Origin of the sequence: Parvibaculum sp. (assembly GCF_049671045.1) — a bacterium.
Lineage (GTDB): Bacteria > Pseudomonadota > Alphaproteobacteria > Parvibaculales > Parvibaculaceae > Parvibaculum.
This window is the reverse complement of the sequence record NZ_JBATUH010000137.1, coordinates 1-12571: the sequence shown is the minus strand read 5'-3', so window position 1 is coordinate 12571 and position 12571 is coordinate 1. Positions and strand designations below refer to the sequence as shown.

Genomic DNA, 12571 nt, shown 5'->3' with positions numbered 1-12571 from the left:
CGGCGATGCGGCGGGCTGCCCCCAGGCCGGGGCTGCGGGCGATGCGGGCGATACAGCCTTCGGCCGCGCGCGGGTGCTGGGGCTCGGCGCCAGGACCTCGCCGTCCATCACCTTCCGCCATTCCGGTTCGCTCGGCAGAACCACACGGTCGAGCTTGTTGCTGTCGCCGTAGCGCGGGTCGCCGCTGGGTTCGACCTTGATCTTGGCGACAAAGGTGATGCCGTTGAGGTCAGCCAAACCGCGCAGGATCCGCTTCGCCTTCGCCGCGTCGCTCATGTCCTGCGGATCGAGCCCGAGCGCGCTGTCGATCATCGCGCGGAAGCTGCCCTTCGAGATTTTCCAGCCGATCGAGACACCCTGCTCATCGACCTTGCCGCCGGAGACGGTGAACATCTGCCAGAACTTGCGCCGGACGTGCGGACCCTCGGCGACGGTGAACTCGGCATCCACCATCAGCACGTCGCTACCGGGCGCGTTCGAGGCCTTGAGCAGCCCCCGGTCGATCTCGCTCTGGCCGTCGGTCCCACCCGGCCGGATGGTCATGGTGACCTTGGCGAAGGTGCCGTCGGGGATCAGTTCGCCGCTCTTCTGCGGCTCGGCGTCGTTCATGTCGAAGCTCATGGCTCGTCATCCTTTCCGTGTTGCATTGATCTTGGAGAGCAGCGCGCCGAGGTCGGGCGACTCGGTGACATCGAGACGACCGCTGCGATCCTTCGCCGGCAGGCCGAAGGGATTGCCGGCGCGGCAGACGAGGCGGCGTTCTTCGCCGCGCTCGGGCTCATGCCGCCAGCCGTCCCCGTCGCGCGCGAACAGGCTCATGGTGATGACCTGATCGACGATGCCGGGAAGCTCGCGACCGGCCTTGCCGCCTTCCATCTGCGGCTGCCAGGTCGTGCGGTTGAACTCGTCGGTGACGCGTTCGAGGATGCCGACGAAGATCACGGTCTTCGCCTGCGCGTGCTGCAGATGCTTGAGCAGGCCGATGACCTCGCGGGCGAGCAGCCCGTAGGCGCCGCGGGTGTCTGGTTTGCCGGTCTTGTCGGAGAAAGCCTCTGGCCGCGTCTTCGCCCAGGCCATTGCTTGGCGCGTGAGGTCGGTGATCGAGTCGATGAAGATGATGCGCTTGCCCGCGATCATCTGGACGAGGTCGGGATAGCTTTCCCTGAGATGCTGGTAATGCGCCTCGGAGAAGAAGCCGCTCGGGTCGGCCGACGGATTGACCCCGCCGACGAGGCAGCCGATATCGAGGGCGTCGGCGAAAGTGCGCACCGGGATGCTATCGCCGGGCCAATCCTGGACCGACTTCATGCCGGCCTCGAGATCGATGCAGAGCGTCTCGGCCGGCGGCAGCGATTTCAGCAAGGATGTCTTGCCGACGCCGCTCGGACCGAAGATCGCCATGGTGGTCTTGGCGCCGGCCGCGGACAGCCGTTCGTCGGCGCTGACGATGCGCAGCGCCATCAGCGGCCTCCAGTGTTGCGCGACGCGACGTCGAGCGCGCACTCACTCCCGCGCGCCCCAGCCTGCCGGGCGAGACCATAGAGCTTGCGCAAGGCGTGCAGGCGGTCGCCGACCGCGCTGAACTCGGCTTCGACACCCAGCAAGGCGAAGGCGATATCGTCGAGCGTGGCGTCCTCGATCGGCTTGACCACCTGTTCGCGGCGGATTTCGCCGAGCACCGGAATGACGATGGTGTCGGGCAGCGCTTCGAGCGCGTAGTGGCGCTTGCGGATCTCGGTCAGGGCAGCAGAGCTGGTCATCGGGTATCCTTGGACTTGATGGTGAGACGGAAGGTCGGCTTGGCGGTCCGCACCGTGCGGGCGGCGGCGAAGGCCTCGCGGATAGCGGTGGGCCAGGCGGTGTATTTGCGCTCGGGGACCTTGAAGCCGATGTCGACGTAGTCGGCCGGGTTCTCCCCGCCTGCACGGATGCGCTCGACGAGTGCGGCGAGCAGCGACTGGTCCCAGACGACCTTCTTCGGGAGATCGGCAGCGACCACGACGGCGCCGTCCTCGAAACGAACGAGGCCGGTGTCCCTGCCTTCGGCCCGGCGCACCGTCGCTGCCGCGTCGGCATAGCGAAGCGCGATCGCGCCTTCGAGCCACTCCTTGAGCCGCTTGGCGGCATCCAGGGCGGCGTCGGCATCCTCCTGGAGCAGCGCCAGATGCTCCGCCGGAAGCTTTGCGATCTCGCCGACCGGCATGGTGCGGATGTCGTCGAGGCTGGGGCGGTTGTTGCGATCAGATGCCATCACGCCATCTCCGCCAGCAGAAGCGAGGACAGCGAAACCGAAGCCTGCTTCGGCTTCGGGCGGGCGATGGCCAGATAGCTGTAATCGTCCGACCGGTGGCGACGCTGCACGAGATGGATCAATCCGCGCTCGGCCGCCCACCAGGCGCGGCGCGCGACGCGGGCGAGTTCCGCCCGCTCCCGTTCGGCAAGGCGCGTGCCCTGGGGCATGGTGTCGAGCGCGAGGAATCCACGGTGATATTCGAGGATGTCGCCGGGTACTGCCTGACCGACCCAGCCGCAGAGATCGATCTCGGTGAGCGGCTTCCGGACAGCGGGGAATCTGGATGCAATGACGTTCATGATGGGCTCCTACTCACGCGCTCGCCGAACCGTCTCACGCGGCATGGACGCCGATCGCCGTCAGGGCGAGGCGGATGTCCTTGACGCGGCGGTAGAGGCTGCTGCGGGCGCCATGCCCGCTCGCGGCAAGGCGATCGGCGGTGGCGCGGGAAAGGGCTGCGCAGAGGGCGCAATCGGCGGGTTCGAGCGAACCGAGACCGCGCTCGACATCGAGACGCTCCTCGGCGGAGGCGAATGCATCGGCGGGCTGGCCGAAGAGCGCTGATAGGCCGTCGGCTTCGGCGATGAGGCCGCCGCGGGTCAGCCCGTCGCTGTCGGGAATGACCTCATCGAGCGAGATCGGCGTCGCGCCATACATCCGGCGCTCCCGCTTCACCTTGTTGGCGATGCGCGTCGCCCTGTTGGTGAGGACGGAACCGGCAAAGGCGCCGAGCGTGCCGCGATCTGCGTCGTAGGCGGGAAGCCGGGCTATTAGATCAACGAGCAGGTCCTGGCGGACATCGTCGAGATCGGCGCGAGGAAGCCGCAGCTGGCGGACGAGGCGGCGGGCCGCGATGTCCGCCTCATGGAGAAGGATCTGAAGGTCGGCTCGGGAAATCGAAGAGTGCATCGGTCAACGCCTCGGTCATCGTTCGTGATGTCCGCAGGTTGCCGATGCGCGCGCCAGCATAGGTGGGCACGACGTGGTGATGATGTGGGCGAACTGTGGGTATGCTTGGCCCGCTCACCGGAGACTTCCTGCGATCAGTCGCTCTCAATCGGTGCCGCAGGTTTGACTGACCAGTTGGGCGTTGCGCAGCTTATTTCGTTTGCAACGGTGGTTGAAATACATCCTTTAAGTCGCGCAACTGGCCGTTCTCATCGAACCAGGTCGCCACTCGAGCGATTTCTTTCTCAAAGTCACCGTCGGGGAACCAGCGCATGACTGTGCTCGGCGAAACATTCAGTGCTCCGGCGAGCATCCTGAAGCTCGGCTTGATCCCCCGCGCCTTCAGCTGCCCACCGATTGTGATCGCCGCCCATCGCTTCTGATGGGCATCAGAAGCTTGCTCATACTCAGGGTTGGAGCCACCCAGTCGCTCGCGAATGAGAACGATGAGATCCCTCGGGATGTAGAGGTCGTCGTTCCAGCTCAACGCGTCCAACATGCAGGCAATGAGCCAGTTCACCAGCTTGTCGGGAATGGCGAGCCCACGTCGCGTGAGATGAGTTTGCCCAGCCTTAGCGAGGTTCTTGACCTCGATCAGCTTCTCCATGATCTGGAGAGAGACCTCGCTGATTGCCTCGGGATCGGCATCGAGGACGGAAGCGATCATTTCCGGATCGAACCCGTACTTCCGCAGCTCTCCCTCCATGAAGTAGAGCTGGTCCATACCACCGATTACGGCGACCTCAATTTCGGCGGACGGGTCAGCACGGCGAAGCTTCACGTAGTGCTCGATGGACGGGGCCTTCTTGTATGCCAAGCTCTGCTCATTGTACCCGCCATCTTCCTTGCTGCCGTATCCGGCCATGGCTTTTGCCTCCAAAGACGGCTTCCCGTTCAGCGAGCTAGGAAAGCAATTCGATTTCCTCCGGAGGCAGAGCCAGCCGGTAGCCGTTCGGATTTCGCCGATTCTCGATCAATGCGCGTACGGACGTGGCATCCGTACTTCCTCGAGCCAGCGCATCCCGAAGCGCGCGAACGGGTTCGCGCACCTGCGACGAAATCCTATGGATGCTCGCTCCCCAAATGTGCGCCTCGATTTCACGATTCTCGACGATGGCGGGCGACTTCAACGCATGTTCCGCTAGAAGGACCAGCAGTTGGAACTCCTGATCGGACAGGGTTTTGGGCGTTCCGTCGAGAGATACCGTCTTGGCGGCGCGTTGAACCACCAATCGGGGCGCCAAACTCGGTTGCGATTCCAATTTGGACTGATCAATGGCCAATCCAGGTGCATCTCCATCGCAAGCAATGCAGTGCGATCCAGCGACAACATGAAGCCCCGCGTCGACCAAGCGCGCCCAGTGATCTGCAGCCATCGCCGGCGCGATCACGGTGATGGGCGATGACCGGGCAATGGAACGCATCAGGCCGATCAATCCCGGTTGGAGCAACGCATCGCTCGAAAGCGCAAGGAACAGCACCCGTTGGCTCGATGTCTGGCCCAGATGCCAGACACCCGCCGCGACCGGCGCCGGCTCGCCTCCGAACCCGGACGCCATGGCGATTTCGCGGACCAGTGCGGGAGGATGAATGCGAAAGCTCCGCAGATCGTCATCGTCGAGGACAAGGTCGCTGCGCCGGTCCGTCGGACAAACCGCGATGTGTCGCCCGTTGACCTGATGGATGGGCCGCGCGTCGAGACCGCAATCGCACGCGGGGCACACATCCCATTCCGTTGCCGGCGCCTGCTCGACCAGGACGCCACGATCGAGCAGCCGCTCGAAATCGCGCCCGGCATGAGGCGCAGCCTGTCGGCCCCAAAGGATTGCGGGATCGCCCGCCTCACTCAGCCGCAACAGCAGCCTGGGCAGCGTCTCGGTCATTGAGCAGTCCGTTGCGGCGAAGGAGCGTCATGATCTGGCCCTCGAACTGCTGACGCTTGAACATGGCGTGTGCCGGCGGCTTCAGCTTGACGGTCACCTTCTTCGCCGACTTGCCGCCGGTCGCGAAATGGACGCGGATGACGATGTGGTTGAGGCGCCAATCCGACCCGAGACTAGCGCCCCGCATCATCTCGCCCAACCTGGCCAGGGCATTGTCGCGTCCGTCGCGCGCAACATAGGAGTAGAAGGTTCGTGTCTCGCCGGTCTTCGGATCGGCGCCGACGCGGTCGACCTGGACCTCGGTGATCTGGACCCGCTGGATGCCCGGATCGAAGTCATGGTTGAACGCGAAGCCGAAGCCCGCGCGTTGCACCGGGTCGAGCGTGTAGAGGTTCTGGGCGTCGTCGCCGGCGAAGAATTCGGGCTTGCCCAGGACCTTGTGGGCGAACAGTTCCGCGAGGTCGCCGCGACGCGCCTTGGCCACGCCGCCGATCTTCAACAGGCCCGTCGTTGAGTTGTAGGACAGCACCGCGTGTTCGGCGGCGCGGAAGCTGATTACTCGCTTCTGGTCCTTTTGCAGGACATCGGTCGTGGTGATCGGAGAACCGTGCTCGATCACCAGAACGAGTTCGTCGGCATCGTCATACCAGCCGGCGCGGCAATAGTTGCTGCGGAGATCCTGTTCAAACATCGCGGCGGCGGCGGTTTCAAATTCGGCCTTTGCGCGATCGTCCATGATCGCCTCGACGCCTTCGTCGCGGCCTACGAACTCGGCGAGCGACGTACGCGCCATGAGCGCCATCATGTCCGACGCGGCGTCAAAAACGTCGGGATGATCGAGGAAGACGCGCAGGGCGACGTGCTTGGGATCCTGGTGAACCTCCGGCTCGTCATCCTTCGCTTCGGGTGTCACGCGGATCCCGAGCCGCGCGGCCTGCTGAAGAATAATGTCGAGGCCTGCCGCGTTACCGATCTCCGCGATCCGGTGCAGGTCGGCGACGAGTCCTTCCGGGTAGTTCTCCTCCGGGCCTGCGAAGAAATCCTGGACGGCGCTGCGTGCCTCGTCCTGCGCGGCCTCGTTCCTGAAGATCCCAAGGTCCAGCCCGTTCAGGGCATCGCCGTGGCGCTCGAACAGGCGGCCCAGCAGGCCGAGATCGACGGTTCGGGTAAACTTGGGATTGACGAATTTCTTCAGGTTCTTAGCCATCTCAGCCGCCCATAATTGCCTCGCATTTGTTCATCTTACGTTCTTATCGCAAATGCCTAGCGGAGTCGATTCAAAAGCCATCGCCTTGGGACGGATCGTCCGCACCGTGAGTAGAGGCCAAGGGAATCCAATCCCTTAGGTGACCTCTGCGATGGACATGCCGAACCCGATCCACCCCGGGAATATGACGCCGGACGAGCGAATCGGGGAGGTCTGCAGGATTCTTGCGCGCGGGCTGGTTCGGCTCAAGGCACGCCAGTCAAGGCAAGTATCTGGCGACCGCGGAGAAAGTTGCCTTCACTTCCCGCCCGACCGGAGCGGTCATGGAACTCCAATTTGCAAAGGAGACGCATGACCATGACAGAAAACATCCTGTCCCGGCTGGCCGCGCTGAAGACCACGCCGACGCCTGACCTCAAGAAGCAGTGGCGCGAACTCTTCGACACGGAGGCACCGCCTTACAATCGGCGCTTCCTCGAAAGCCGGCTCGCCTATCGGATCCAGGAATTGGCTTATGGCGGTTTGAAACCCGCGACCATCGAGCGCCTCGAAGCCCTGGGCGAGCAGCTCGACGGTGGCAACATCGTGCTGCGCCGGATCCGCGCCGACGACAAGCCGATCGCCGGCACGCGGCTGATCCGCGAATGGCAGGGCGTCGAGCACACCGTCACGGTGCTGAACGACGGTTATGAATGGCAGGGGCGTCCCTACCGCTCGCTCTCCGCCATCGCGCGCGCCATCACCGGCACGCGCTGGAACGGCTGGGTCTTCTTCGGCCTCAAGAACCGGCGAGGCCAAGCATGACGAAATCACCCGCATCCACCAAATTTATCCGAAAGCTGCGCTGCGCGGTCTATACGCGCAAGTCGACGGAAGAAGGGCTGGAGATGGAATTCAACAGCCTCGACGCCCAGCGCGAAGCTTGTGAGGCCTATATCGCCAGCCAGAAGGCCGAAGGCTGGGTGCTCTATCCTGAGTCCTATGATGACGGCGGCTTCTCGGGCGGCACGCTCGACCGGCCGGCGCTGAAGCGCCTGCTCGCCGACATCGAGGACGGCCGGATCGACGTTGTCGTGGTCTACAAGATCGATCGGCTCAGCCGCTCGCTGATGGATTTCGCCAAGCTGGTCGAGGTGTTCGATCGCGGCGGCGTTACCTTCGTCAGCGTGACCCAGTCGTTCAACACCACGACGTCCATGGGGCGGCTTACGCTCAACATCCTGCTCAGCTTCGCCCAGTTCGAGCGCGAGGTTATCGGCGAGCGCATCCGGGACAAGATCGCCGCCTCGCGCAAACGCGGCATGTGGATGGGCGGCTTCGTGCCGCTCGGCTACGAGGTCAGGGACCGCAAGCTGGTGATCAATGATGCCGAGGCCGCGACGGTCCGGATGATCTTCGAGCGCTTCGTCGAGGTGGGTTCGGCGACGGCGCTGGCTCGGGCGCTCGCCGCCGAGGGTGTGCGGACGCGGCGCGGACGGCTCGTCGACAAGGGCTTCCTCTACAAGCTGCTCAACAACCGGATCTATATCGGGGACGCCGTGCACAAGGGGACGGCCTATCCCGGCGAGCACGAAGCCATCATCACGCGCGCCCTGTGGGACAAGGTGCACGGAATCCTGCGCGAGAGCCCAAGGGTCCGCGCCGGCCGGACACGGGCCGCGACACCGGCCCTGCTGAAGGGCCTCATCTTCGGTCCAACCGGCTGCGCCATGACACCGACGCACACGCGGCGCGGCGACAAGCTCTACCGCTACTATGTCAGCCAGTCGGTCCTGAAGCGCGGCGCCGATGCCTGCCCGGTGGGGCGCGTGCCCGCCGCCGAGATCGAGGGCGCGGTTGTCGACCAGCTGCGCGGCCTCCTTCGCGCCCCGGAGGTGATCGTCGGCACATGGCGATCGGCGCGGCCCGAGATCGATGGTCTGTCCGAGGCTGAGGTCAGGGAAGCCCTGGAAGGGCTGGACCCGCTGTGGGACGAGCTGTTCCCGGCCGAGCAGGCGCGCATCGTCCAGCTTCTTGTCGAGCGCGTCGACGTCGGACAGGAGGGCGTGGACATCCGCCTCCGCGTCGATGGGCTGGCCCGTCTGGTTCATGAGCTTGGAGGCATGGCCGACGATCCTCGGAGGGCAGCATGAGAGCCGGTGACGCCACCTCCGATGACGGGCGGACACTAACGGTCCGTGTGCCTCTGACTCTCCGGAAGCGCGGCGGACGCAAGCAGGTGGTCATGCCCGACGGGGCGTGTTGGGGCCAGCCCCGCCCGCGCGTCGACAACACCATGTTGAAGGCGATCGCCCGGGCCCACCGCTGGAAGCGCCTCATGGAGAGCGGCCGATTCGCCTCGGTGACCGAGCTGGCCGAAGCGGAGAAGATCAACCAGTCCTACCTTTGCCGGGTCCTGCGCCTGACGTTACTAGCCCCGGATATCGTCGAGGCGATTCTCGACGGAAGGCAACCGGCCGCCTTGCAGATGGACGCTCTGTTGAAGCCCATGCCGCTAGAGTGGGCGGCACAGCGAGCTGCGCTGGGCCTCTGACGCCGATCGCCGGCCACGAAACCGCGCGCCCGTCAAGTTTCTATTGCCCGCCGATCATCTCTCCGTTAGCGTGATCGAAGAGCCCAGTAACTAGTCATGCCTAGTTAACGGACGGATCATGTCATTGGGAGTCCAGGGTGGCGAAAGCGAAGGCCGATCTGCGGTGGGGAGTCGAGCAACGACTCGAATTCATCGAGTTCCGGCTGTTTTGGGAGGGGCATGTGAACCGGGGCGATCTGATGGAGGCGTTCGGGGTGTCGGTGAATCAGGCGTCCACTGACCTGAACCGCTATATCGGAATGGCGCCGCAGAACATCCACTACGACAAGAGCGCTCGCGCCTATGTCCGCGGTGCAGAGTTCGCTCCACAGTTCCTGAAACCCGACGCGAACCGCTATCTCGCGCAGCTTAGATCAGTCGCCGACGGAATTCTGGATCGCGCCGATGCGTGGATCGGACAGTTTCCCCCCTACGATGCAGCGCCGACGCCCGTGCGGGGCGTTAATGCCAAGACGCTGCGCGCAGTGGTCGCTGCGATCCGCCGGTCCGAAGCGATCGAGGTCAAGTATCAGTCGCTGTCGCGGCCGGAGCCGCGCTGGCGTTGGATTGCGCCACACGCAATCGGCTTCGACGGGTTCCGCTGGCATACCCGGGCGTTCTGTCTCAGCGACCGAAGCTTCAAGGACTTCCTGCTTTCGCGGATCATCGAGACCCGCGGCACCAAGCCAAGCGAGATGGGATCAGAGGCGGATCAAGATTGGAATGACGAAGTGGTGCTTGAGATCGGACCCCATCCCGATCTCTCAGATACCCAGAAGAAGGTGATCGCACTGGATTACGGGATGCGTGGAGGACGAGCGAAAATCCGGGTTCGAAAGGCGTTGCTCTACTACGCGCTCCGCAGGCTTGGCCTCGATACCGATCCGGCCGCGCGCCGTCCTCAAGATCAACAGATCGTATTGCTCAATAGGGATGCAGCTGGCCCGAGCTTGCCGCGGCAGGACAATGGAGAGGTTCGGGTATGAGCGAGACATTCTTCGAACGCCCGATCCTGAACTCGCCCTACGAGTATCCGCGCCGACATTGGGAACTCGATGAGGACGGGCAGCCAACCAATCGGATCATCGAGACACGGCGCCGATCCGACCTCATCACCCCGGTTCCGAAGCCGAAGAAGCGCCGCCAGGGACGCGGCAATCAGGCTCAGATGATCTTTGGCGATGACACCGGCCTGTCATCGGAGGAGCAGGAGTACAACCCCACTCCGATCATCAACGAGGTCCGCACCTACGTCGAGGAATGGCGCAGGCTGCCCAACCCCGACCAGTGGCTGGTCACGCCGGAAACGGCGCGCCTGCTGACGCATTGGCGTCACCACAAATTCGAGAGTATTCGTCCATTCTTCTGCCAGATCGAAGCCGTCGAGACAGCAATCTGGCTCACTGAGGTCGCGCCGAAGCTCGGCGCACGGACGAAGAAATTCTGGGCTCACATCGAGGGCGGCAACGCGCAGGCCAATCCGGAGCTCATGCGCCTGGCGCTGAAGCTCGCCACCGGCGCCGGTAAGACGACCGTAATGGCGATGCTGATAGCCTGGCAGACGGTGAATGCTGTCCGCCATCCGAACAGCAAGCAGTTCTCGCGCGGCTTTCTGGTCGTCGCGCCGGGCATCACCATCAAGGATCGCTTGCGGGTTCTGTTGCCCAACGACCCGGAGAGCTACTACCGGCACCGTGAGATCGTGCCGCCCGATATGCTTGCCGATGTCGACCGGGCGAAGATCGTCATCACCAACTATCATGCCTTCAAATTGCGTGAGCGGATTTCCGTCTCCAAGGGCACCCGCACCGCCCTGGAAGGCTGGCGCGGCGAGACGCTGCAGACGCTGGAGACCGAAGGCCAGATGCTTCAGCGAGTCATGCCCGAACTCATGGGGCTAAAGAACATCGTCGTTCTGAATGACGAGGCGCATCATTGCTATCGCGAGCGGGTGAAGGACGCCGAAGGCGAAACTGAAGCTGACCTCAAGGGCGAGGATAAGGACGAGGCCAAGGCAAACAACGAGGCCGCCCGGATGTGGATCTCGGGGCTCGAGGCGGTCAAGCGTAAGCTTGGGATATCGCTCGTCTACGACCTCTCGGCCACGCCCTTCTTTTTGCGCGGCTCGGGTTATGCGGAAGGCACCCTGTTCCCGTGGACCATGAGCGACTTCTCCCTCATGGACGCGATCGAATGCGGCATCGTGAAGCTGCCGCGCGTTCCGGTCGCCGACAATATTCCAGGCGGCGACACGCCGAAGTTCCGCAATCTATGGGAGCACATCGGCAAGAAGCTGCCGAAGAAGGGCCGCAGCGCAGGCAAGTCGCTCGATCCGCTGAGCCTGCCGGCGGAGCTGCTGACCGCGCTCGAAGCGCTCTATGGCCACTATCAGAAAACGTTCGAGCTCTGGGAGAACGAGGGCATCGGCGTGCCGCCGGTCTTCATTGTGGTGTGCAACAACACCTCGACCTCGGAGCTGATCTACAAGTACGTCTCCGGCTTCCATCGCGAGAACGACGACGGCTCCACGACGCTGGAGAACGGCCGCCTGGCGCTGTTCCGCAATTACGACGACTACGGAAACCGCATCGCCCGTCCGAACACGATCCTGATCGACTCGGCCCAACTCGAATCCGGTGAAGCCCTCGACAAGGACTTCCGCGAGATGGCGGGCGATGAGATCGAACGCTTCCGTCGCGAGATGATCGAGCGCACCGGCGACGTCCACGCCGCCGACAGTATCGACGACGCCACGCTCTTGCGTGAGGTCATGAACACCGTCGGCAAGAAGGGGCGGCTGGGTGAGCAGGTGCGTTGTGTCGTCTCGGTCTCGATGCTGACGGAGGGATGGGACGCCAACACCGTCACCCATATCCTCGGCGTTCGCGCCTTCGGCACGCAGCTCCTGTGCGAGCAGGTGGTCGGTCGTGGCCTGCGTCGTCAGTCCTATGACCTCAACGAGGAAGGGCTGTTCAACGTAGAGTATGCCGACGTGCTCGGCATTCCGTTCGACTTTGCCGCCAAACCGGTCGTCTCCCCGCCCGCCAAACCGCGCGAGACGGTGCGGGTCCATGCCGTCAAACCGGACCGCGACGCGCTGGAGATCGTCTTTCCGCGCGTCGAGGGCTATCGCGTCGAACTGCCCGACGAGCGGCTGGAAGCGGCCTTCGGGCGGGATCACGTCCTCCATCTGACGCCGGAACTTGTCGGTCCGTCTGTGACCAAGAATCAGGGCATCATCGGCGAAGGCGTCGATCTGACTGTCGCGCATCTGGAGGACATGCGGTCCTCGACCGTCCTGTTCCACCTCGCGCGGCACCTTCTTTACAACAAGTATCGCGATCCGGGAGAGGAGCCGAAGCTCCATTTGTTCGGGCAGCTCAAGCGCATTACACGCCAATGGCTCGAAGGCGGCTATCTCAAGTGTTCGGGCGGCACCTATCCCGCGCAGCTGATCTACAAGGAGATCGCCGACATGGCGGCGGAGCGGATCAAGGCCGCCATCACCGAAACGCTCGCCGGCGACCGGCCGGTCAAAGCGATCCTCGACGCCTACAACCCCACCGGCTCGACGGCCTTCGTCAACTTCACGACGTCGAAGGAAACGCGCTGGCAGACCGACCCGCGCAAGTGCCACGTGAACTGGGTCGTCTGCGACAGCGATTGGG

General features: G+C 64.0%; 14 protein-coding genes. 5 read left to right on the top strand and 9 right to left on the bottom strand.

Annotation, left to right across the window (positions count from 1 at the left end; all coding sequences use genetic code 11):
- From WBG82_RS15905 to WBG82_RS15865, 9 genes are all read right to left on the bottom strand, one after another.
- The coding region (locus WBG82_RS15905) for a hypothetical protein (RefSeq protein ID WP_424425905.1) at nt 1–621 on the bottom strand (621 nt) is incomplete at its 3' end.
- Between the two features lie 6 nt (nt 622–627).
- Nucleotides 628–1461 carry an ATP-binding protein gene (locus tag WBG82_RS15900; protein ID WP_424425903.1) on the bottom strand — a complete coding sequence of 278 codons (834 nt, stop codon included), beginning with the start codon at nt 1459–1461 and terminating at the stop codon, nt 628–630.
- On the bottom strand, nt 1461–1760 hold the full coding sequence (locus tag WBG82_RS15895) for a hypothetical protein (RefSeq protein WP_424425901.1): 300 nt from the start codon (nt 1758–1760) through the stop codon (nt 1461–1463). Before WBG82_RS15895 ends, WBG82_RS15900 begins: the two co-directional genes overlap by 1 nt.
- A complete protein-coding gene (locus tag WBG82_RS15890) occupies nt 1757–2251 on the bottom strand; it encodes a hypothetical protein (RefSeq protein WP_424425900.1) in 495 nt (164 codons plus the stop codon). Before WBG82_RS15890 ends, WBG82_RS15895 begins: the two co-directional genes overlap by 4 nt.
- On the bottom strand, nt 2251–2592 hold the full coding sequence (locus WBG82_RS15885) for a hypothetical protein (RefSeq protein WP_424425898.1): 342 nt from the start codon (nt 2590–2592) through the stop codon (nt 2251–2253). The genes WBG82_RS15890 and WBG82_RS15885 overlap by 1 nt, the downstream gene beginning before the upstream one ends.
- Nucleotides 2593–2626: 34 nt before the next feature.
- Entirely contained in the window at nt 2627–3202 is a 576-nt protein-coding gene (locus WBG82_RS15880; RefSeq protein ID WP_276199967.1) for a sigma factor, read from the bottom strand.
- Between the two features lie 190 nt (nt 3203–3392).
- A complete protein-coding gene (locus tag WBG82_RS15875; protein ID WP_424425896.1) occupies nt 3393–4106 on the bottom strand; it encodes a hypothetical protein in 714 nt (237 codons plus the stop codon).
- Between the two features lie 37 nt (nt 4107–4143).
- On the bottom strand, nt 4144–5124 hold the full coding sequence (locus WBG82_RS15870; protein WP_424425894.1) for a winged helix-turn-helix domain-containing protein: 981 nt from the start codon (nt 5122–5124) through the stop codon (nt 4144–4146).
- Nucleotides 5084–6331 carry a hypothetical protein gene (locus WBG82_RS15865; RefSeq protein ID WP_424425892.1) on the bottom strand — a complete coding sequence of 416 codons (1248 nt, stop codon included), beginning with the start codon at nt 6329–6331 and terminating at the stop codon, nt 5084–5086. The genes WBG82_RS15870 and WBG82_RS15865 overlap by 41 nt, the downstream gene beginning before the upstream one ends.
- A gap of 351 nt (nt 6332–6682) precedes the next feature.
- Between WBG82_RS15865 and WBG82_RS15860 the strand changes: the two genes are divergently transcribed.
- From WBG82_RS15860 to WBG82_RS15840, 5 genes are all read left to right on the top strand, one after another.
- Complete coding sequence (locus WBG82_RS15860) at nt 6683–7135, top strand: DUF2924 domain-containing protein (RefSeq protein ID WP_239798578.1); 453 nt, start codon at nt 6683–6685, stop codon at nt 7133–7135.
- A complete protein-coding gene (locus WBG82_RS15855) occupies nt 7132–8463 on the top strand; it encodes a recombinase family protein (protein WP_424425890.1) in 1332 nt (443 codons plus the stop codon). The genes WBG82_RS15860 and WBG82_RS15855 overlap by 4 nt, the downstream gene beginning before the upstream one ends.
- A 92-nt stretch (nt 8464–8555) precedes the next feature.
- Nucleotides 8556–8864 carry a hypothetical protein gene (locus WBG82_RS15850; protein WP_424425888.1) on the top strand — a complete coding sequence of 103 codons (309 nt, stop codon included), beginning with the start codon at nt 8556–8558 and terminating at the stop codon, nt 8862–8864.
- Nucleotides 8865–9001: 137 nt separating this feature from the next.
- Nucleotides 9002–9889 carry a WYL domain-containing protein gene (locus WBG82_RS15845; RefSeq protein ID WP_027444206.1) on the top strand — a complete coding sequence of 296 codons (888 nt, stop codon included), beginning with the start codon at nt 9002–9004 and terminating at the stop codon, nt 9887–9889.
- Nucleotides 9886–12571, top strand: a 2686-nt coding sequence (locus WBG82_RS15840; RefSeq protein ID WP_424425886.1) for a BPTD_3080 family restriction endonuclease, incomplete at its 3' end; no start/stop codon positions are given. The genes WBG82_RS15845 and WBG82_RS15840, both read left to right, overlap by 4 nt.